General features: G+C 58.8%; 15 protein-coding genes. 5 read left to right on the top strand and 10 right to left on the bottom strand.

The window, feature by feature from the left end:
- Positions 1-12 precede the first annotated feature (12 nt).
- The 4 genes from AAID99_RS00620 to AAID99_RS00605 form a co-directional block, all read right to left on the bottom strand.
- Complete coding sequence (locus tag AAID99_RS00620; protein ID WP_498492732.1) at positions 13-1833, bottom strand: OprO/OprP family phosphate-selective porin; 1821 nt, start codon at positions 1831-1833, stop codon at positions 13-15.
- 224 nt (positions 1834-2057) lie between these two features.
- A complete protein-coding gene (locus AAID99_RS00615; protein ID WP_498492730.1) occupies positions 2058-3143 on the bottom strand; it encodes a catalase family protein in 1086 nt (361 codons plus the stop codon).
- A 71-nt stretch (positions 3144-3214) separates the two neighbouring features.
- Entirely contained in the window at positions 3215-4171 is a 957-nt protein-coding gene (locus AAID99_RS00610; RefSeq protein ID WP_498492728.1) for an SIS domain-containing protein, read from the bottom strand.
- Between the two features lie 113 nt (positions 4172-4284).
- The gene (locus AAID99_RS00605; RefSeq protein ID WP_188424609.1) at positions 4285-5487 is read right to left on the bottom strand and encodes an alpha-hydroxy acid oxidase; all 1203 of its coding nucleotides are present in this window, start codon (positions 5485-5487) and stop codon (positions 4285-4287) included.
- A 279-nt stretch (positions 5488-5766) separates the two neighbouring features.
- Between AAID99_RS00605 and AAID99_RS00600 the strand changes: the two genes are divergently transcribed.
- Positions 5767-7554 carry a thiamine pyrophosphate-requiring protein gene (locus AAID99_RS00600; RefSeq protein WP_188425358.1) on the top strand — a complete coding sequence of 596 codons (1788 nt, stop codon included), beginning with the start codon at positions 5767-5769 and terminating at the stop codon, positions 7552-7554.
- Positions 7555-7677: 123 nt separating this feature from the next.
- Here AAID99_RS00600 and AAID99_RS00595 read toward each other — a convergent pair whose 3' ends face one another.
- From AAID99_RS00595 to AAID99_RS00580, 4 genes are all read right to left on the bottom strand, one after another.
- Positions 7678-8448: an SDR family NAD(P)-dependent oxidoreductase gene (locus AAID99_RS00595; RefSeq protein WP_188424607.1), complete on the bottom strand. Its 771-nt coding sequence runs from the start codon at positions 8446-8448 to the stop codon at positions 7678-7680.
- Complete coding sequence (locus AAID99_RS00590; RefSeq protein WP_188424605.1) at positions 8445-9404, bottom strand: AraC family transcriptional regulator; 960 nt, start codon at positions 9402-9404, stop codon at positions 8445-8447. The genes AAID99_RS00595 and AAID99_RS00590 overlap by 4 nt, the downstream gene beginning before the upstream one ends.
- Positions 9405-9429: 25 nt before the next feature.
- A complete protein-coding gene (locus tag AAID99_RS00585; RefSeq protein ID WP_498492725.1) occupies positions 9430-10467 on the bottom strand; it encodes an NAD(P)-dependent alcohol dehydrogenase in 1038 nt (345 codons plus the stop codon).
- Positions 10468-10658: 191 nt separating this feature from the next.
- Entirely contained in the window at positions 10659-12884 is a 2226-nt protein-coding gene (locus AAID99_RS00580) for a TonB-dependent receptor domain-containing protein (RefSeq protein ID WP_498492723.1), read from the bottom strand.
- Between the two features lie 490 nt (positions 12885-13374).
- Here AAID99_RS00580 and AAID99_RS00575 point away from each other — a divergent pair, with 490 nt between their 5' ends.
- A complete protein-coding gene (locus AAID99_RS00575) occupies positions 13375-15081 on the top strand; it encodes a glycoside hydrolase family 32 protein (protein ID WP_188424598.1) in 1707 nt (568 codons plus the stop codon).
- A gap of 44 nt (positions 15082-15125) precedes the next feature.
- A complete protein-coding gene (gene crcB, locus AAID99_RS00570; RefSeq protein WP_188424596.1) occupies positions 15126-15560 on the top strand; it encodes a fluoride efflux transporter CrcB in 435 nt (144 codons plus the stop codon).
- A gap of 6 nt (positions 15561-15566) precedes the next feature.
- Here the strand turns inward: crcB and AAID99_RS00565 are convergent, their stop codons facing one another.
- Entirely contained in the window at positions 15567-17024 is a 1458-nt protein-coding gene (locus AAID99_RS00565; RefSeq protein WP_188424595.1) for an aminotransferase class V-fold PLP-dependent enzyme, read from the bottom strand.
- 117 nt (positions 17025-17141) lie between these two features.
- Between AAID99_RS00565 and AAID99_RS00560 the strand changes: the two genes are divergently transcribed.
- On the top strand, positions 17142-17591 hold the full coding sequence (locus tag AAID99_RS00560; protein WP_188424593.1) for an Lrp/AsnC family transcriptional regulator: 450 nt from the start codon (positions 17142-17144) through the stop codon (positions 17589-17591).
- 41 nt (positions 17592-17632) lie between these two features.
- On the opposite strand, the gene glgX is transcribed toward AAID99_RS00560, so the two are convergent.
- Positions 17633-19765, bottom strand: a complete 2133-nt coding sequence (gene glgX / locus AAID99_RS00555; RefSeq protein WP_188424591.1) for a glycogen debranching protein GlgX — start codon at positions 19763-19765, stop codon at positions 17633-17635.
- 205 nt (positions 19766-19970) lie between these two features.
- Here glgX and glgA point away from each other — a divergent pair, with 205 nt between their 5' ends.
- A complete protein-coding gene (gene glgA / locus AAID99_RS00550; protein ID WP_498492720.1) occupies positions 19971-21614 on the top strand; it encodes a glycogen synthase GlgA in 1644 nt (547 codons plus the stop codon).
- Positions 21615-21665 lie beyond the last annotated feature (51 nt).

The following is a 21665-nucleotide window of genomic DNA, read 5'->3' as shown; positions in this document are numbered from 1 at the left end:
CGATGCCCCGGCTCAGAAGGCAGCCTGAATACGGCTGCCCAGTGCATCAATCGAACGGCCCTTGGTATTGACGCTGCCTACCGTCTGCGAACGCGTGGCGTTGATATGGCTGTATTGCAGCTGAATGCGGAAATGGCGGTTGATGTACCAGTTCAACCCGCCCGCCCAAACGGTCTGCACGCCCCCGCGTACGCCTCCCGTGGCAGAGGCCGGCATATCCTTGATGATATCGCTGTTGAAATCCATGACGCTCCAGCGTCCGACCAGCTCGAGCGCACCCCACTGGTTGTTCCAGAAATCGACATCTTCCTTTGGCGCTGGCGCGGAAAACGCCGCATCCTTGGGGCTGTAGCGGCGTGGCTGGCCGAACAGCGTATAGCTGCCAGCGACATAGTAACCATCGAACCCGAGATTAGGTGCCGGGCCTTTACTGCGGGCGTCGGCATTCCGGTCTACTCCGATATGATAATATTCGGCCTGAATCACCGCCTTGTCGTAACGCAGGGCTATTTCCGGCCCGACAGCCCAGACCTTGCCGACATCGGCAATCGTGCCACTCGACACAAGACGCTCATTGGTCAGGCGGATTTCAGGACGGTCGCTGATCGACAGCACACGCCCCTGCGCGGTCTGGTTACGCTTGAAGGACATTGTGGAGGAGATGCCCAGATGCAGATCCACATTCTCCGTCGCGACAGGCCGCCCGGCAACGCGCAGAAGCCCGCCCATCTGGCTGTCCGAGACAGTCGGGTCGGCTGTCCGGTCGCCATAGGTCTGGCCGGTCAGATAAGCCCCCAGATACCAGCGTTTCTGATGCGTGCGCCCTCCCACACTCAGCCTCGTATCGCCCGCAGCGATCTGACGCACGACTTCTGAAATCGATGCGCGCTCCATCAGGATGAAGCCGTTGGAGGATTCCGAGTCCTGCATGGTCACGCGCGGCTGATAATAGCCGACAGTGAATTGCGAATTATGGATGCCGCTATAGACGATATTCGCCTCATACAGCCCTGCCGTTCCATCGACCGTACGGCCCCATTCCGGGGTGAGATTGGCCAGAAGATTGCCATAACGCCATGTCAGCGGCAGACGCAGGCGACGGGCATTCTCGTTCATTTTCGGGAAACGACCCGTCTGCCCCTGTGCCGCGCCACCCGAAGACGGAAACCCGCCAAGATCGAGATGCATGACGAGACCGACCGAGAAGGCATAGAGCCCGTCACTTGACGCGATGGTCGGACGTCCGGCCGGAAAGCCGATCCTGATCCCGCCAATATCAACCGTCTCGGCCGAACGTGAGGCGCGACGAAAATCGGCCAGAGACATGTTCAGGCCATGATCAGGCGGCGGGATGAGATGAGTGTCATAGGCAACTTGCGGGTTCGACGGCTTGCCTGCGTCCCTGACCGAGGCCGACACCAACTGCACCGGTCCCGATGTCGAGGGCACCGTATGCGGCTGAACCGTTGTCACGTCAGTCGCAGGCTTTCCTCCGGGTGCCGATCGGGTGCTTGCCACAGCGGTTGCAGGCTCGCTACGCGTTGCATGGACCGGTGTGGGGGCAGCATGACGGGGCGCATGCGTTCTGCCTGCTGCGCCCTCTGTCGCCTCATGGGCGGGCTGCGCCTGTGCCAGCTCCGATTTGCGGCGCAAGGCGCGCTCTTTCGCCAGTTCGTGCCTGAGATCGGTAATCTGCCCCTGCATCTGCGCGCGCATTTCCAGCATTTCACGACGCAGGGCGGCGATGTCGTCCGACTGGCTGGCAGCGAAGGCCGAAGCAGGGATCGCGGTGCCGCAAAGCAGCAGCATGGTCGTGAAATGGCGCACGCGCATAGGTTAGACAAAACTCTGATGTGAATTAACTGCGCGCTGCTATAAACGAGCACATAAGTCAATCATATGACAATTTATGACCGCAGAGCAATTTCCCAGTCTTCAGGGATGAAATGTTTTGTCATGATTGACGGTTACTTTTCTAATTCTTTGCCACGCCCTTCTATGTGGCGGGATGCAGCGGGGCTACCCGGCACAAAATGCCGGAGCAACCCCTGCATCTTTTAAAGACGGTTCTTCTCTGGCAGAAGGCGCATAGGGCAGCCATTCAATCCGGCACGTAACGTCGCGGAAAATGGATAGGCGACACGGCGGGCACGCATGATGTTTCCGAGGGGCCGATGCGCCACCAGACCATGCCAAGGGGAAAAAGACAGGCTGTCATCGACTTGCCGTGACCTCTCCTCACTCCAGCTTTTCTGGGGCGGGAAATCGAGACTGGCCACGCATTGGAACGGGCTTGTCTCCTCACTCCAGGCAAGCTGGGCATTCTCGATGGGCTGGGTCGCAAGATCGCGACACAGCTGCACGCGCAGGCTCATGCTTCCTCCCTCCTGAGCCAGAACACGCCCCACAGCGCGCCGTATCGCGATCGGGTCATGATCAATATCGATGCGACGCCCTGTCAGACGACGGAAACTTTCCGACTCCGGAACAATGTCAAATTTCGCGACGTAATCGCCGTAGCGCGAGGGCGCCTGGGAGTGAAAGCGATCGCCAAGAGGATGCGTCGGCGCAAAACCGCCCAGTGCATCCAGCGCCGCGCTACGTCGGGCAAAGCGCGCAAGGCCGTCCTGCACAAACCGCAGGACACGCGAAAGCAGCGCCTTAGCCCCTTCTGCCCTGTCGGTCGTCAGAGCGAGCAGACGCAGCATTTTCAGAAACACCCCTGCATGGGGGGCCCCGAAGGCCGGACCATTGGCAAACAGGAAATCCTGCACCGCAACACCCTGCGTATCGTCAAGCAGATCGCCGGGCACGTCATGGATCTTGAGCGCAAACCCGCGTGGCCCTGAAACATCGTCGCGCAGCGGGTCGCCTGGAATGGCCGAAAGCCGGGCCGTGATGCGGTATGAGCCTGGTCTGGCAAAAAGCCCCTGGGCGAGTTCGGGCGGCAGACCCGACCTGACATGAAGCGTGCCTTCAAGCAGGGCATGGCTTTTCGCGTGAACCCCTCGGGAGGCATGGCCGAGATCGCGCCTTGTTGCGGTAATGATCTTGCGGAAGCTCTTCCTGAGCCCCGCCTTCACAGCCTCTTCGTCGGAACGCAGCTTTTCGAGTGAGTCATCATAGGCGACAGGGGGACGCATCACGCTGCTCCAGAAAGGGAAAGACGATTTTTCGATCCCCTCCAACCCGCCCCCGCTGCGAGAGTTTCCGCTCAGCCCTTGAGCGTCACGACTTTCGTGAGATGGCGCGGGGCGAGTGTGTCCAGCCCATGAGCGCGTGCCACATACTCGCCAAGCAATTGCAACACAGGCAGACAGATCAGAGGCTCTGCTCCGTGATCGCCCTCGACAGCCAGCGAGATTGTGCCGGGACCGCCGAGCCCCAGCACGACAGCGCCTTTCTCCATCACATCGCGCGCCACAAGGGCCTCTTCCTCACGCGTGTCAGGATGATAGAGCATGACGACGAATGACCGCTCGTCGATCAGGCTGATGGGGCCATGGCGATATTCGAGTGGATGATGGGCCTCGCTCTGACTGAGGCTCATTTCCTGCATTTTCAGTGCGCCCTCACGAGCGACACCGTAGAGCGCGCCACCGCCCAGAAACACGAAATGCGAACGCCCACGCAAAAGGGCAACGAGATGCGTATCCGCCTCTTCAAGCAGGGCCTCGGCCGCAGCAATACTGGCCGGACCGATCTTGCGACCGGCATAGCGAAGCCCCGCCAGCAGCATCAGACTGGCCGATGCCGTCATCACAATGCCTTCCTCGGGGTGGGTCTCCGCCTCGAACACTTCAGAAGACATTTTCGTCAATGCACTGCCGGCAGCGCAGGTAACGCCCAGAACCTCGTGACCGGCCTCAAGCCCCGCTGCGGCAGCGGCAACCGTCTCGGTTGATTCCCCACTGCGGGAAAGCGCCACAAGCTGCGTTTTCGTACCTGAAGGCACGTAGGATGAGGCACGACGTATCCATTCATTCCCCGGAATAGCGCGCGCCAGAAAACCCGCCTCGTTCAGGGCACAGGCAATGCTGTCGGCAATATGAACGGAGGTGCCACAACCGATAATGGCGTGCATCTGCCCTGTCTGCGGGCTGGATTGCGGTCTGGTCAGCGCCCTCCAGAACGAAAACTGCTCTCGTATTCCCCGTTCGGTCGCATTCATCAGCCTGACTTTCCTCTGCAGATGGGCATTATTCGTTCGATCATGACACAAGCTTTCCGTGCTTCCGAGAGGAGAGCGGTAAAATCTCCTCTCTTCGGTCAGGTTCGCTCCTGTCAGGTGGTCTCGGGGGCTCGCTCTGCAAATGACATCGTCCCCAGATCCCTGAGCAGGGATGCATCGAGCGATGCCAGATCTGTCACGCCAAGCAGGGCGAGGTCACGATTGATTTCGGTGCTGAGAATGGAAACGGCCTTGTCGAGCCCGGCGCTACCCGCCAGCGCACAGGCCTGAAGGAAAGGCCGCCCGAGCATGACGGCATCGGCCCCGAGCGCCATGGCCTTGAGCACGTCGCCACCACAACGAAAGCCGCTATCGATCACGACACTCATATCCCGTGCCGCTTTCCTGATTTCGGGCAGCACCTCGAGCGGAGAGACGGTTGAATCGAGCAGACGGGCCCCATGATCGGAAATGCCAATGCCATCGACACCGATCCTTGCCGCTTCCTCGGCATCCTCGGGGCGCAGGATACCCTTGAGGATCAGCTTGCCTTTCCAGCGTCTGCGGATATGGCGGATATGATCCCAGGTGAAATGGGGCGAGCCACCGACTGCTGCGATCTCGTTCGAGAAAAGACCCGGCCCGCCCTGCGGCCTGATATTCACGATTTTCGGATTGCGGTCGCGCAGAATGGTTCGCCCCAGCGTGCCGAATGTCCAGCCCGGGTTGAGAATGCCACCGATCGTCGCCCTCAGGTTGGGACGTATGGGCATGGAATAGCCTGCACGCGTCTCGGCAATGCGCTGCGCCGGAACCGGCACATCGCAGGTAATCAGCAATACGGGATATCCGGCCTTCTGCACGCGGTCGATCATGCCATCGATCACGCCGAGATCGCTCGGCAGATAGGCCGCAAACCAGGTGCGCGGGTTGATACGGATAATCTCTTCAAGTGGTGTCAGCGAATTGGCCGAGAGTGCATAGAACAGATTATGCCGCCGTGCGGCAGCGGCCTCGATGCGGTCGGCATCGTAGCGCGTCATGGCTGCGCCCCCTGTCGGAGCCAGACCGAAAGGCTGGGCATATTCCTCGCCGAAGAGGGTGATTTTCGTATTCAGGGATGAGACGTCGCGCAGGCGATAGGGACGCCAGAGATAACGCTGGAAGATCGCCCTGTTGCGCCGCAGGCTGAGTTCGGCCCCGGCACCGTTGCGTACATATTCATATACCGCCTTGGGCAAATAGCGCTTCACGGCTTTTTCGAAATCGGTGAGCTGATAGATATCGTGCAAACGCCGCTTTGCCGTCATGGACATCGAGAAACTCCGGGGCTGAAAAATGCAGGCCAGATGCCAACACCAACAGAACGAGCCAGACGGGGCTTTTTTCGGGAATTATGGCATTCACGTTAATGTGAAGAGCTTCTCCTTGTGGGAACCATCGCATCAGCCACTGAAAAACCTCGACAAACTATGAAATAATCATTCTGATTTATGAACATAAAATAATTTTATCGGGGAATGGACTGAACAGATCCGGTTGACGCGACGTTGCTGAAGCACAAAGCCACCCACCGGAGCATCGACGCCATGTCCATGAATGTCAGTGAATTCATGTGGAAACGCCTTCAGGAATGGGGGCTGAAACGGGCCTATGGCTACCCCGGCGACGGGGCCGGTGGCATTGACGTGGCGCTTCAGCGCGAGATCGATAGTGGGCGCATGGAATATGTGCAGGTGCGCCATGAAGAGATGGCCGCCTTCATGGCATCGGCCCATGCCAAATTCACGGGTCAGGTCGGGCTTTGCTTCGCCACCTCCGGCCCGGGCGCCATTCATCTTCTCAACGGGCTTTATGACGCCAAGCTCGACCATATGGGCGTGGTTGCGATCATGGGTCAGCAGGCGCGCAGCTGTCTCGGCTCGAACTACCAGCAGGAAGTCGATCTGCAATCGCTCTGCAAGGATGTCGGGTCGGAGTATATCGTGACCGTCACCGAGCCTTCCCAGATGCGCCATGCCGTCGACCGTGCCGTGCGTATTGCCAGAGACAAGCGCGCGCCGACGGTTGTCATCGTGCCGAACGATCTGCAGGAACTTCCCTACAAGGATGGCCCGGTCGCCCATGGCTTTACCCATACCGGCATCGGCGAGACCATCATCAGTCCGGTGCCTGAAGCCCATGGGCTTCAGGCTGCGGCGGATATCCTCAATTCCGGCAAGAAGGTTGCCATTCTCGCCGGTGCAGGCGCGCTGGATGCAACGGATGAGCTGATCGCCATTGCCGATCTGCTTGGCGCCGGCATCGCCAAGGCCCTGCTGGGGAAGGCCGCCGTGCCTGACGAGCTGCCCTATGTCACAGGATCGCTCGGTCTGCTCGGCACAAAGCCCTCATGGGATCTGATGAAGGAATGCGATACCTTCCTGATGGTCGGCTCCGCCTACCCCTACAGCGAATTCCTGCCCGACCCCGGTCAGGCGCGTGGCGTCCAGATCGATATCAACACTGCCAATCTGTCGCTGCGTTATCCGATGGAGCTCTGTCTTCAGGGCGATAGTGCCGCGACCCTGCGCGCGCTCATCCCGCTGCTCAAGCGCAAGGAAGACCGCAGCTGGCGTGAGCAGATCGAAAAGGAAGTCGCAACCTGGTGGAAGGTGCTCGAAGCCCGTGCCATGACCGACGCCAACCCGGTCAACCCGCAACGCGTTTTCTGGGAACTGTCACCGCGCCTGCCAGACAATGCGATCATTACCGCTGACTCAGGCTCGGTCGCCAACTGGTTTGCCCGCGATCTGAAAATCCGTCGCGGCATGAAGGCCTCGCTCTCGGGTGGGCTTGCCTCACTCGGTGCAGGGACGCCTTACGCCGTTGCTGCCAAGATGGCCTTTCCCGAGCGTACCGTCATCGCCTGCATGGGTGATGGGGCGATGCAGATGAACGGGCTGAACGTGATGATCACCATCTCCAAATACTGGAAGCAATGGGATAATCCGAAGCTGATTGTGCTGGTTCTGAACAACCGGGATCTGAATCAGGTGACCTGGGAAGAGCGCGTTCAGCTCGGTGAAGGCAAGACGACTGCCACGCAATCCATCCCGGACTTCCCCTATCATAAATATGCCGAACTGCTCGATCTGAAGGGTATTCTGGTCGACCACCCTGACCAGATTGGCGCGGCGTGGGAACAAGCGCTCAGCGCCGATCGCCCGGTGATTCTGGAAGCACGCACCGACCCCGATGTGCCGCCCCTCCCGCCGCACATCACCCTGCAACAGGCAAAGGCTTTTCTCTCATCCTTGCGCAACGAGCCGGAACTGCTCGATGTGATCCGGGGATCGGCGAAGGAAATGCTTGCGACTTTCCTGCCTTCGAAGAAATCCTGATCAAGACGCTCTCATCGCCCTGTCGATGCGTCTGACCGCCGATCTCGCCGATGAGGGCGTCATCGGCGGTCTCACGACTTGTGCAGGAAAAGAGCGCCCAACAACGGCGCGCGATCTGTCGTCTCAGAGCGCTGTGTAGCCCCCGTCGACAAAGATCTCCTGCCCGTTCACCATTCCGGAGGCAGGAGAGGCGAGATAGAGCACGAGATCGGCAATTTCTTCGGGGGTTGCGACGCGACCCGAAGGAATTTTCTCCAGAAAACGGGTCAGCTTGTCGCCAACACCCCAGACGCGCTCGCCCATGGGGGTCCAGACAATCGTAGGGCAGACGGCATTGGCCTGAATGTTATGGGGCCCCCATTCTGCCGTCATCACCTTGGTGAGCCCGTTCAATCCGGCTTTCGAGGCGACATAGGGACCATGCTCCGTCAGGGCGACAGAACTGGCCATCGAACTGATATTGATGATCTTGCCGCCCCTCGCCTCGATCATGCCCGGTGCCAGGGCGCGCGCCATCAGCCATGGGGCCCGCAGATTGAGGGCAAATATGGAATCCCACTCCTCGACGCTTTGATCGAGCAGGGTTTTGGGGATGCTCATCCCTGCATTATTGACAAGAATAGTGGGCGTGCCGAATGCGGACTCGATGCGCACTTTCACCCTGTGAGCAGCGCTGGCGTCGAGCAGATCGGCAGCGATGGAAAGACAGCGGCGCCCGTTTTCAGTGACGATCGCCTGTGTCTCGGCCAGCAGGGCTTCATCGCGAGCGACAGCCACGATATCCGCCCCGGCTTGGCTCAGGACATCACATAGCGTGACGCCCAGGCCGCGAGAGGCACCGGTAATGACGGCAGTTTTACCGGAAAGGGAAAAGCGTTCGGAAAGACGGGTCATGAGAGAACCAAACCTTCTGATGGGACGACAGCAGCACGCGTTTCAGCCATCGCGATCTGCCGGGCCTGCTGACGAAACTGACGGGGCGTGCAACCGCGCAGGCTGAGAAATGCGCGATTGAAATTGGAGAGATTGCCAAACCCGGAGGCGCGACAGATATCCGTCACGGCCAGAGGGGTGGTTGTCAGCAGATGGCAGGCGTGACCGATGCGCAGCCTCTGAAGAAAGCCCATGAAACTCTCGCCAGTGAGTGCACGGAACTGGCGCGAGAAGGTCGATGCGGTCATGCCGAGCGACGCGGCAATCCTTTCGTGGCGGATCTCCGCCGGATCTGCCGCAAGCAGTTGACGCACCAGACGCGCGATCTGCCCTCCCTTTGTCGTTTCCGGCGTCTCCGGATCATGCCGCGTGGCAAGACGGCGCCACGAACAGCGCGTGAGATCAGCCAGAAGGGCAATCGCTCCAGCAAGACGTGCGCCGCCAGTTCTTTCCCCCAGCTCTTCCAGCCTGGCGCCACAGCGCAATGCCTGCTCGCCCGAAAACTCGAGACCGTGACGGGACTCTGCCAGCATCTGCGATAGCCCGGCCAGCTCCGGACAAAGACCGATCAGACCGTCAATCCAGCTTTGGCTGAATTGCAGCACGACATCACGGCCTGCCATCACCTCTCCCTCACCGAGCGGGCTGAACCAGGCATGGGGCAGATCCGGCCCGACGAGAACAAGCTGTCGCGCCTCAAAAGGGCCGATATGATCACCAATCATGACACGACCCGCACCATGCGTGATCAGGTGCAGTTCGTATTCCGGGTGATAATTCCAGCAGGCAATCGGCGCGGGATAATCATGGCGATGCCAACGAAAACTCTCGACCTTCTGGTCGGGGAACAACTCTAGAATGGCGGGAATGCGCCCGCCACGCCGCCTGTCATTCCTGTCTGCACGGGTCGCCACCATAAATGCTGCCTCTCCCCGCAGAGCGTCAGAGCGTGATCTGGATTTTCACGTCATCAGGACGCCCCTCAGCCGCTCTTTCGAACGCCGCCACGCCTTCCTGAAAAGGAAAACTGGCCGAAACGAGTGGTTTGAGATCGATACTGCCTGACGCGATCAGCGCAATCGCCCGGTCATAGACATGGGCGTAGCGAAAGATCGTCTCTATCGTCAGCTCCTTGGCCTGGGCTGCCACGATATCGAACGCGACCTTCTTTGGCGGCATACCGACCAGAACCAGACGCCCACCGGGGCGGGTGCAGTCAAGCGCATCCTGATAGGCGCCTTCGAAGCCGCTCGCCTCGAATGTGACATCCACACCCCAACCGGCCCCACAATACGCGCCGATCATTGCAGCAGGACTGCCTTCGCCAAGATTGATAGGCACGATATTGGGATATGCTCCGGCTATGGCCAGTTTCGGTGCAGAATAATCGCTGATGAAAACGCGGCTTGCCCCCGAGGCCAGAGCGGCAAGCGCCGTCATGATGCCGATCGGCCCTGCCCCGGTTACAAGACAGACATCCCCCGGCTGCAAACGGGCCTTGACGCAGGCATGAACCCCGACGGCGAGAGGCTCCACCATCGCCCCTTCGGCAAAGCTTACCTGATCGGGCAGTTTGAAAGTGTAGGCCGCCGGATGAACGATCGAGGGGGTCAGACAGCCATGCACAGGGGGTGTTGCCCAGAAGCGCACGGCAGGATCGATATTATAATGACCGATGCGTGTGGCACGTGAATGCGGGTCGGGAATACCCGGCTCCATGCAGACACGATCACCAACTCTGAGATCCGTCACGGCAGAACCGATCTCGGTGATCGTCCCTGCAGCTTCGTGGCCCAGGACCATGGGCTCACGCACGACAAAAGGGCCTATGGCACCATGGGTGTAATAATGCACGTCGCTGCCACAGATACCGACCGTATGGATGGCGATACGCACATCATCCGGGCGCAGCGCCTCGTCGAGCGCGATTTCCCGCAGCGAAAGAACACCACGCTCTTCAAGAACCAGGGCCTGTGCCATTGTGCCGTTTCCCTTTCAGAGACGCCTGAGGAACCCTCTCTTCACGCGCCTTCTGTTAGATATAACGACTTTATCTCATGAAATAGATTGACTCTTAACAAAAACCGATGATTTTTTGCGTCCGCAGAACACTACTATGTGATTGTGGGCGCGGATTATCGGGCGGAGGGCGCATCCCCCACCCGAGCTTGTCAGAACTGCGCGGCTATCGTGCCAAAAAACTCCCGTGGGGCCGCCACAAAGAGATTGGCATTATCGTCTCCGGAAACGGAGGCGGCGCCATAGACGCCGCCGATATAGTCGCTGTTGAACAGGTTGGTGACGCCAACCGACAGTTTCATGCCGCGCGCGAACAGGATTTTGCCGAAATCGTAGCTGGCATTGATATTGGACGTCCAATAGGACGGAATATATTCATCATTCGTATAGGTCATGGCACGACGGCTGGTATAGGTCGTGTTGAAGTTGAAGCTGGCGCGACGCCATGTATAGGTCAAGTTCGCCTTGTACATAAATTTCGGATAATAGACCTGGTGCTTTCCCTTAATGCTGATCGTCGTCCCATTATAAGGCAGGGCTGAATCCTCATATGTTGCGTTATTCCAGCTGAAGCTGTTCGTGATTTCAAGCCCCTTGAAAGGGCGTATCGTGCCCAGAACATCGGCACCGTTCATGGTCTCGTGCCCGACATTGAGAAAGGCGGCATAGACATTATTGGTCGGGCCACTGGTGATCGCCGCGAGACGGTTGATATAATCCGTGTGATAGAAATCGGCGCTGCCGGAGAAAAATTCCGAATTGAAGCGATAGCCGATCACGTAATTCCAGGTGCGCTCGGGCTTGAGTGTTTTCTTGCTGGCATCGAACACCGATTGTGCCGGGTTGGCTGACGAGCCCAGCCCGCCCCATGGATTGCCAGATCCCGATTGCGCCCCAAAATCATAGGCGCGCATGTTTTCAGCGATATCCCAATAAAGCTCATGATGATTCCCGAAATGCCAGTCCCAGTTGAAATGCGGCAGGAACGCATTCGACGCAGTGAGGCTGCCTGAGGCCGGATGGCTGTAATAGGTGCCCCAGCTATCGGCGAGCGCGCTGGTCTGGTCGAAGCTCGTCCCACCATGCGTCGTCTGGGTGAGCGATTTGAATCCGCCCGTAAGAGTCATGCCTTTGGTGAGGTGCCAGACATCCTGGATATAGAACTGGAATGTGTTGGTGTTGAATGAGTCGGCATACCAGGTTGTCGCCTGATAGGCATAATAATCGCTCTTTGAATTATGCGCTGCATCCTGCCCGTCCTCGTACAGACGCATCGGATAATTGAAGCGGTCATTCTCATACCATAGGCCGGTCTGGATGGTGTGGTGGCGCAGCTTGATGTCGAAGCTCTGGGTCATACCAAGCCGACGCACATCAGGGTGCCCCGCCTGATCGGCCATCAACACGCCCGAACCCGGTGAAATCAGAAAGGGATTGGTGCCCTGATAGACGCCGTTGGAAATATGGCCATAGGCCAGTGTGTGCGAGGTGATATTGGAAGCCAGGTCAAAATCACCCCGAACCGCCGAGAGATAATTGCGCTGCTCCTGCGTGCCGTCATAGGCAAAATCCCCCACCTCGTCATTGGTGATCCCGGCGGGTAGTCCGGGCGGGATACCGCCGTTCTGGGCATAATAGGCGTATTGCTTGGCCTTTTCATAATCGGGCTTGAGATAGGTCGTGTTGCGCCCCAGCAGGCGCCACATGTTTTTGGTAAGGCTCATGAAATTATACTGGTCGAAATTGGAATAATCGAAGATCGCCGTGATTTTTCCATGCTCTCCGACGGGCTGTACGAGCTTGAAATTGGCCTGATGCTCCTGCTGGTCACCAAAACCTTTCCACAGATCCTGAGCCGTACGCGCATAGGAGGCGTAGAATTTCGTGCCGGTCGCATTCAGGATGCCGCTATCGGCGCGGGCAAAGGTGCGAAACAAGTCGAAGCTGCCGAAGGTCTGGCTGACTCGCCCGCCCGCCTTGTCCTGCGGGTCATCCGTCGTGAAGGTGATCGCGCCCCCGAGCGTCTGGGCAGAGAGCATTTCCACCGCGCCTGCGCCTTGTGTGAGCGTCATGCCGGCGATGTTTTCCTGAATCGCCATCTGGTCGACGCCCAGACCGTTCCAGTTATGAAAGCCCTGCGTACCCATGGGAATAGCGTCCATGGAAACACCAAGCTGCGACTGATTGAAGCCACGGATATAAAGCGTATTGGCGACTGTATCGAGACCGAACGCATCGTCTGAAGCAAAATTGGCGCCCGGTGTCGTAAGTGCCAGGATCTGCATGGGGCTCGTGCCAGCGGTAAAATGATCCATCGTCTGGCGTGTGACCATTTCTGTCGCGCCGTGAGAAGCAATGCGATGGGCAGAGATCACCATGGACTCGCCAGATCGGGCCTCGACATCGTGCCTTGGCACATGACGGGTATGCGTTCGCGGTTCACCCCCTCTGAGGGCGGTGTGGTGACGCGCCTTTTTTGCAGTATCTGCCGAAACTGAGTTCTGTTTGCCGACTGGTTTCGCCTCAGCTGCTGCAGATCGAGACAAGGCAAGCTGAGAAACGCAGTAAAGGGCAGAAGCACAGATCAGGATCTGCCTTGCGTTCGGGGTTCGTCGCCCCTTGCCATCATGACGCATATCGAGCTGACCTCCGCACATTTGTTCCGATACAGGAATGATGCTGTATCGTTATCATGACGCTAAATGTGACAAAGTGTGGATGCAAGAACCGTTACATATCCCGGCTGAGAGGAGCCTGTGATCGGAATGAAGGCATTGAACTGCCCAAAAACGGGCAAAGACCGATTTGGCGCTGCTGCAATCTCGAGCCTATGCTGCCCCTTCCTGAAGAGAGATAAGGACGATCTGCATGGCCAAGCGCCCCACCGCCCCCGGTTTGAGCCGACGCACGGCACTTGCCTCGCTGCTCGCCACTGGTGGAGGCGTCGTGGGTCTGTCGATCGCGCAGGCGTCTGAGCCCGGCCCCCAGGCTCCGCCGCGCGCACCCGAGGGCGAGCGCAAGTCAGAACCGAATGCCTCTCACCCCTCACCCGCCGACCAGCCGGACGTGACCTCGCATCCTGTCATTCGCACACAGGCCGACGCGCTTTATCGCCCTACTATCCATTACTCGCCCGAACGCGGCTTCATGAATGACCCGAACGGGCTGATCCATGACGGCACGGTCTATCATCTCTATTATCAATATGACCCCTTTGCCCCCTATGCCGGGCGCGTTCACTGGGGCCATGCGACGAGCACCGATCTTCTGGGATGGGAAGATCAGCCCATAGCCCTGAGCGAAACGCCAGAGGGCGAGGCTTTCACGGGTTGCGCCGTGCTGGACGCCCAGAACACATCCAACCTCTTTCCTTCAGGCAAAGGCGGACTCGTGGCGCTCTATACGCGGGCAACCCCGAAAAAACAGACGCAGTTTCTCGCGATCAGCGATGACCAGGGCAAGAGCTTCAAGGATATCGCGCATAACCCGGTGCTCGACATCGGCAGCAATTCCTTTCGTGACCCCAAGGTGATCTTTCACAAGCCCACCGGCCAATGGGTCATGGTCGTGGCCAAGGCTCGCCAGCATCAGATCGCGTTCTACGCCTCGACCGACCTGCAGCACTGGACCCACACCAGCGATTTTGGCCCTTCGGGACTGTTCGGTGTCGATTATGAATGCCCCAACCTGATCGAGATCCCCATCGAGGGTGGCGGATCACGCTGGGTTCTGTTCATCTCGGTCAATCCCGGTGGGCCGACGGGTGGCAGCACGACCCAGTATTTTGTGGGCAATTTCGATGGCAGTCGCTTCACGCCAGACGACACGGTGATCGGCCTGACCGATTTCGCCAAGGATGCCTACGCCCTTCAGTGCTATGAGAATATGCCAGGCAATGAGGCTGTCTCCATCGCCTGGCTGGGTAACTGGCAATATTGCCAGGAACTGCCGACCCAGAGCTGGCGCGGCTGCATGACGCTGCCACGGCTCATGACACTACGGCACGACTCAGCAGGGTGGCTGCGTCTGGCGCAAGCACCGAGAGGGCTCGAAGCCCTGCGCGAGGCGCCCATCCCCTTCGCCTGCCCAAAACTGGCTGCAGGGGCGAGCGCCTCTGTGCCGCTACCGCTTGGCACCGCGCTGGAACTGACGCTCAGTGTCACTGTCGATCAGATGACCCCCGATCTGCCACTGGGCGACAAGGGACGTACCGGGCGCTTTGTCATCGTGTTCGGCAATGATCTGAGTGAAAATCTGACCATCGGCTTTGATGCTTTCAGCGGGCAGCTCTGGATCGACAGAGGCGACCTCAACGGCTTCAAGCAGCCTTTCTTTACCGGTCAGTTTTCAACCGCCCTCAACCCCGATGACCGCCATTTCGATGTCAGGATCGTGCTGGATGCCTGCACGCTCGAGGTTTTTGCCAATGGCGGTCTTTCGGTTGGCACCGCCCTGCTCTTTCCCGCCAATCCGCTGAGCTTTCTCAAGCTCGAGGCGACGGGCGCCGGGGCGACGATCGAGACCCTGAGCTTCCATCGCCTCAAGAAAGTCATGCCGCGTGAGACAGCGTTGTGATAAGGCCGCAATCCTGATGGTTCCAAGCGGAGTATCCTGACCCGATGTCTTTTACGACCTGCCTTTTTGTCATGCTCGGTGGTGCGCTGGGCACGCTGGGACGCTATCTCGTGACGCTCGCAACAGCACCCTATAGCCGCGCCATGCCTTGGGGAACGATCCTCGCCATCAATACGGTCGGGTCATTCATCATCGGTTTTTTTGGAACACTGACCTTGGCGCATGGGCGCTTTCCTGTCTCGGAAAATATGCGCCTGTTCGTGATGGTTGGTATCTGCGGCGGTTATACGACTTTTTCGTCGTTCAGCCTGCAGACCCTCGATCTGTTGCGTGCTGATGCCTGGGGGCGGGCGATGCTCAATATCGCGCTCTCTGCCCTGCTTTGCCTCGGTGCCGTTTCGCTCGGCCATCAGGCTGCCTCGAAACTCAATGCAGGCGCCTTCCAGATCGCGCAGAACGAAACCGAAGAAGACGCCTGAGTTCTGTCAGGCCGAGAGCGCCTCGAAACGCGCTGTCTGCTCATCGCAGCGATAGAAATCGGCCATCGGGTAAGGCTGGCGCGCGAGTGTCGTGACGGCATTGATGACGCGATCGACCTTCTCATCGCTCATCAGCACGCTGAAATTCAGTCGGGTCCAGCCCGGCTTTTCGATTTCCTGCCCCGAGAGAATGGCCTGACGCAGCAGGGCTGAAGCAGGGGCATCAATCGAAAGCAGGCGATGGGCATAAGGCCCGGCGCAGGCGCAGCCGCCTCGCGCCTGAATGCCGTAGCAATCAGACAGGAGCCGCGTGAAGAGCTGCTGATGCACATAGCCACCACGCTGGCGATCGCGAATGCGCATTGAGAAGATCGGGAGTGCCGGCGCGTCTTTCGCCGTACCGATCAGCTCGATTTCAGCGACAGAGCGCCACGCATCGAGCGCACGCTGACGCAGGGCGGCGTGACGGGCGTCCATGAAATCCTGCCCGATGGCCTCTTTGACCAGAAACGCCAGAGCGGCGCGGATATCGCCGACGACATTGGGTGTCCCGGCTTCTTCTCGGTCGCTGATGCAGGCAGAATAGTCATGCCCCCATGGCGAGACGAAACGCACCGTTCCGCCCCCCGGCAAGCTGGGACGCGTGATGGCTACTGCCGCATCTCGTACGATCATTACACCCGAAGCGCCCGGCCCGCCGATGAACTTATGAGGCGAAATGACAACCGCGTCTTTCTGGACCTCGGTTCCAGCCTTCATGTCGATGGCCAGATAGGGGGCGCCACCGGCATAATCCCAGACCGAGCGGGCACCATGAGCATTGAGCAGACGCGTCACGGCATCCACATCCGTCAGGATGCCCGTCACATTCGAGGCAGCCGAAAAAGCGCCGACAACGAGACGCCCCGGCTTGACCGCCGCCAGAACCCTTTCAAGGCTCTCAAGATCGGGGCCGCCTTTTGGTCCTTCCTCGATCTCGATGATCTCGGCCCCGCTCTCACGCCAGGGTAGGATATTGGAATGATGCTCATAGGGGCCGATCAGCACGAGCGGGGTTTCACCCGCTGCAATCGCTGCGCCGATGCCCATGAGACTGACCAGACGGTTGATGCCGGATGTGGCGCCCGAGCCTGTAAAGACCACGCTGAATCCTGCAGGCGCCTGACAGAGCCGGGCGATATGGGCGCGAGCAGAGGCACGCAGACGGGTCATCATGCGGCCGCAATAGGACGCCTGGGTGTGACTATTGGCGTAATAGGGCAGTACCTGCGTCAGCATGAAGTTCTCGACCTGCAGAAGGGCCCGCCCCGATGCGACATAATCGGCATAGAGCAAAGGATGATCGCCGAACGGTCCGGGCACCGGTACCCCCTCACCAATCACGCCCTTGCGCAGCGCCTCGAACCCCTCGGGCATGCTCAGGGAACGGGCGAAATCGGCAAGACAGGTCTCGGGAGTGAACATGAACGCAGCTCCAAATGGCAGTGCGGCAAGATTACTGCGACGTCCCCGCAAAAACTCCTCCTATTTCCTCACGATACGCGGTATCTTTCTATCAAATGATCTGTTTTCAGAGGTTTTATGGATCAAATTGATAAGGCAATCCTGCGTACGCTGCAGAACGATGCCTCGCTCTCGCAGCGCGAACTGGCCGACAAGGTGGGGCTGTCGCAAAATGCCTGTTGGCGCCGCCTCCACCAGTTACGGGCCGAAGGGGTCATTCAGGGAGAGACGATACGCCTCTCCCAAGAGGCGATCGGTCTCGGCGTGACGGTATTCGTGATGGTGCGCACGCGCTATCATTCGCGCGAATGGCTTGGCCAGTTTCGCGAGGCCATTCTCTCAATTCCGCATATCGTCGATTTCCACCGGCTGGCGGGGGATTACGACTATATGCTCAAGATCGTTGCAAAGGACATGAATGCCTTTGACACGATCTATCAGACCCTGATCGGCAAGGTCGAACTCGACACGGTGACCTCCTATCTCTCGATGGAGGCCATCGCCAATAACAGGGATATGCCCGTCTGAAACTCAAGGGCGGCGGCATGAGAACCGCCGCGCCTGCCGGATCAGTTGGCCTCGGGCTGGGTGATCAGTTCGAACAGCAGAACCGATCGGCCTGTGACCGTATAGACCTTCTCCTGTGCGAAAAGCTCCTGCTCGAGCGTGTCGCCATCATCCGGCCGGTTGGTATCGAGAAGCAGCTTCCACTCCTCCCCTTCCGCCTTGGGCAGAGTGAACTGCACCACGTCGTGCCAGCTGTTGAGAATGAGCAGCAGGGTTGCATCGGCGCCACGACGCATGATGCCGCTCGGCTGGGCGCGCCCATCGAGCATGAGACCGAAACACTGTGCCTGCGACCATTCATCCTGCTGCATCACGCCACCCGAGGCGCTGATCCAGCTCAGTTCCTTCACATCGAGATCGGGATTGTAAGCCTCGGTCAGGAAACGCGAGCGGCGCAGAATGGGGAAACGCCGACGCAGGGCCAGAAGTCGCGTGGTGAATTTGGAGAGCCGTGCGCCCTCTTCACTGATGCTCCAGTTGACCCATGAGATATCGTTGTTCTGGCAATAGGCATTGTTATTGCCCCCCTGGGTGCGACCGAACTCATCACCCGCCAGAATCATCGGTGTCCCCTGCGAGAAGATCAGGGTGGCGAGCATGTTCCGGCACTGACGCCAGCGTACCGCATTGATCTCTGCGTCGTCTGTCGGCCCTTCTACGCCGTAATTAAAGGAACGGTTGTCAGAAGTACCGTCCTGGTTATCCTCGCCATTCGCCTCGTTATGCTTCTCGTTATAGGAGACGCAATCGAGCAGAGTGAACCCGTCATGAGCCGTGATGAAGTTCACACTTGCCCAGGCCTGCCGACCCGAATGGTTGAACATGTCCGGGCTGCCCAGCAGACGGGGTGCGAGCACATCGGCCTTGGCCTCACCGCGCCAGAAATCGCGCACCGTATCGCGGAATTTGTCATTCCACTCTGCCCAGCCCGGCGGGAAATGCCCCACCTGATATCCGCCAGGGCCGATATCCCATGGCTCGGCGATCATCTTCAGATGCGTCAGGGTCGGGTCCTGACGGCAGATCCTGAGAAAGCCTGACTCACTGTCAAAGCCATCGAGTTCGCGTGCCAGAATCGTGCCGAGATCGAACCGGAACCCGTCAACACCGATCTCGTTCGCCCAGTAACGCAGGCTGTCTGCAACGAATTGTATTGGCGCCAGTTTGGTCAGGTTAAACGTATTACCTGTTCCGGTATCATTAATATAGAATCGTTTGTTGTCCGGCATGAGCCGGTAATAGGAAGCATTGTCAAGTCCCTTGAACGACAGGGTTGGGCCAAGCTCGTTGCCCTCTGCCGTGTGGTTATAGACAACGTCCATGATCACTTCGATGCCCGCCTCGTGATAGGCCGCCACCATGCGGCGCACCTCTGAGAGCGCGTCATCCTGATCAGCCGCATAGCGCGTATCGGGCGAGAAATAGCCGATCGTGTTATAGCCCCAGTAATTGGTCAGGCCCTTATCCACGAGATATTCGTCAGCCACGAAGCTCTGGATCGGCAGCAGTTCGATGGTGGTGACACCAAGCGATTTCAGATGCTCGATGACGTGACGGTTTCCCAGTCCGGCGTAGGTACCCCGCAGCCTGCGGGGCACGCGCGGATGATTGAGCGTATAGCCTCGCACATGGGTTTCATAGACGACAGTGTCGGTCCAGCGCGTCTTGAGCGGGCGGAGATTCTGCGCGGCCGGATCGGTGATGACGCATTTGGGCATGAAAGCCGCGCTGTCACGATCATCGAAGCTCAGATCCTTGTCGGCATGACCGAGCTGATAGCCGAAAAGCGCAGGATTCCAGGTGATTTCGCCGAAATGCTCGCGCGCATACGGGTCAAGCAGCAGCTTGTTGGGGTTGAAGCGATGCCCCTCATTCGGCTCATAGGGACCATGCACGCGGTAACCATAGAGCTGCCCCGGTCGCAGATCGGGAACCCAGCCATGGAAAACCTGATCGGTATATTCTGGCAATCTGATCCGGTCGGTTTCCTTCTCTCCGTTCTGGTCGAACAAACAGATTTCGACCGCCTCGGCATTGGCAGAGAAAACCGCGAAATTGACGCCCTTGCCATCATAGACTGCGCCGCGTTCCGTCGGGCTTCCCTCTTTCAGGCGTTTTTCAAAAGAATCACTCATAGGTTTCTTTCCATCCTGACCCGATATCCCAGCGTTTTCGCAATCCTGGCTGGGATAACGAGACGCCTAACGGCGCAGGCAGGAGAAAGGGCTGATAACATAAACGCGAGGTGATAACGATTTTAGCTTCCCGGCGTTTCACAAGTAATACCATTATCCCGGTGCCGTCATTTCTTGCGGCTTCCTGTAAAAAACGAGGCCCGCCATGCCTACAGACCAGATCGTTGCACTTCCAACGGATCTGCAGCTCCTTTCAGTCACGGCGGAAATGTTTCCGTTCGTGAAAACGGGCGGGCTGGGTGATGTCGCGGCCTCACTCCCGACGGCACTGCGCCATCACGGTGTCCGCACACGCACAATCCTGCCCGGTTATCCATCCGTGCTGTCGGCTCTCACCACCAAGACGCAGGCCTATGTCTTTCACGACATGCTGGGCTATCGCGCCACGGTGTGGGAAGGGACAGCGCACGGACATCATCTCTATGTCATCGACGTGCCCGAGCTTTATGACCGGTCCGGCGGCCCCTATCTGGGCCCGGATGGTCGCGACTGGGCGGATAACGACATTCGCTTTGCCGTACTTTCAAGAGTGGCGGCCTGCATCGCACAGGGTTGCCTTGGTCAATGGTGCCCCGATGTCGTCATGACCCATGACTGGCAGGCTGGTCTTGTTGCCGCTTATCTGCGTTATGACGAACGTCCGGCGCCGCCTGTGGCTCACGTGATTCACAACATGGCGTTCCAGGGTCTGTTTCCACGCGAAATTCTATCCCGCATCGGGCTGCCCGAGCACGCTTTCACCGTCGATGGCGTCGAATTCTACGGCAAAATCGGATACCTTAAGGCGGGGCTGCAGATTGCTAACCGCCTGATCACCGTCTCGCCGACCTATGCTGAAGAGATCCAGACAGCAGAAAACGGCATGGGCCTTGAAGGCCTGCTGAGCAGCCGTGCTGCCGACCTACACGGCATTCTCAACGGGATTGATTTGCATGACTGGAACTCACTGACAGACCCGGCGGTTATTTTCCCCTATGCCATAGGCGATATCGCGGGGCGGCGAGCCAATAAGCGGGTCTTTCAGGCGGAGTTCGGTCTACCTCAGGACCCAAATGCCATGCTGCTCGGGATCGTCAGCCGCCTGACCCGACAGAAAGGGGTCGATATCCTTGCCGAAATTGCCCCGCGCCTTTTCAAAACCAATATCCAGCTTGCCGTGGTGGGGGTGGGCGATGCCGACATCATGCAGTCATTCCGTGCGCTGCAGCTTGCCTATCCACGTAATCTGGTCTGCCATCTGCGCTATGACGAGCTTCTCGGTCATCGCCTCCACTCCGCCGTGGATGCCTCACTCATTCCATCGCGTTTCGAACCGTGCGGGCTGACCCAGCTTCACGCGCTGCGCTATGGTTCGGTTCCCATCGCCGCGCGTGTCGGTGGCCTGACCGATACGATTGTCGATGCCAATACCGCAGCTATCGAGGAAGGTGTCGCTAATGGCATCCTCTTCGCCCCGACACAGGGCGACGCTCTCTATCGGGCGATCAAGCACGGCAAGAAACTATTCAAACAGAAGTCGGTCTGGGCTCGTTTGCAGCGCAATGGCTCACTGCATGATGTCTCATGGCATGGCAAGGCCGCGCATTATGCACGCCTCCTGATGGAGATGGCTGGACGCGCGCCAGTTCGGGCGCTCCACGAGAACGACATCGCTCCGAGACTCAGCGATATGGGAATGCCCCTCTCGCCGAACAGTTCGTTCACCCGGACGGCAAGAATGCCTCAAAGCCGCCCGCGCAATCCCGGCCTTGGCAAAACGGATCTGCCCCGTTTCGGCACAACGTCCTGACACGATTTCTTACTCTGAGGCGAAACGCAGCTCTCCATGACCGAAACCGAC

This window comes from Asaia sp. Ae19-3 (assembly GCF_059801175.1).
This window is presented reverse-complemented; position numbering and strand designations above follow the sequence as displayed.

Coding starts and splice junctions, on each gene's coding strand:
- AAID99_RS00605 (WP_188424609.1), bottom strand. CDS start 5,487: ATGTCCATGACGGCAAAGCGGCGTTTGCACGATATCTATCAGCTCACC.
- crcB (WP_188424596.1), top strand. CDS start 15,126: ATGTCTTTTACGACCTGCCTTTTTGTCATGCTCGGTGGTGCGCTGGGC.
- AAID99_RS00620 (WP_498492732.1), bottom strand. CDS start 1,833: ATGCGCGTGCGCCATTTCACGACCATGCTGCTGCTTTGCGGCACCGCG.
- AAID99_RS00580 (WP_498492723.1), bottom strand. CDS start 12,884: ATGGTGATCTCTGCCCATCGCATTGCTTCTCACGGCGCGACAGAAATG.
- AAID99_RS00565 (WP_188424595.1), bottom strand. CDS start 17,024: ATGTTCACTCCCGAGACCTGTCTTGCCGATTTCGCCCGTTCCCTGAGC.
- AAID99_RS00560 (WP_188424593.1), top strand. CDS start 17,142: ATGGATCAAATTGATAAGGCAATCCTGCGTACGCTGCAGAACGATGCC.
- AAID99_RS00615 (WP_498492730.1), bottom strand. CDS start 3,143: ATGCGTCCCCCTGTCGCCTATGATGACTCACTCGAAAAGCTGCGTTCC.
- AAID99_RS00585 (WP_498492725.1), bottom strand. CDS start 10,467: ATGGCACAGGCCCTGGTTCTTGAAGAGCGTGGTGTTCTTTCGCTGCGG.
- glgX (WP_188424591.1), bottom strand. CDS start 19,765: ATGAGTGATTCTTTTGAAAAACGCCTGAAAGAGGGAAGCCCGACGGAA.
- AAID99_RS00590 (WP_188424605.1), bottom strand. CDS start 9,404: ATGGTGGCGACCCGTGCAGACAGGAATGACAGGCGGCGTGGCGGGCGC.
- glgA (WP_498492720.1), top strand. CDS start 19,971: ATGCCTACAGACCAGATCGTTGCACTTCCAACGGATCTGCAGCTCCTT.
- AAID99_RS00610 (WP_498492728.1), bottom strand. CDS start 4,171: ATGAATGCGACCGAACGGGGAATACGAGAGCAGTTTTCGTTCTGGAGG.
- AAID99_RS00595 (WP_188424607.1), bottom strand. CDS start 8,448: ATGACCCGTCTTTCCGAACGCTTTTCCCTTTCCGGTAAAACTGCCGTC.
- AAID99_RS00575 (WP_188424598.1), top strand. CDS start 13,375: ATGGCCAAGCGCCCCACCGCCCCCGGTTTGAGCCGACGCACGGCACTT.
- AAID99_RS00600 (WP_188425358.1), top strand. CDS start 5,767: ATGAATGTCAGTGAATTCATGTGGAAACGCCTTCAGGAATGGGGGCTG.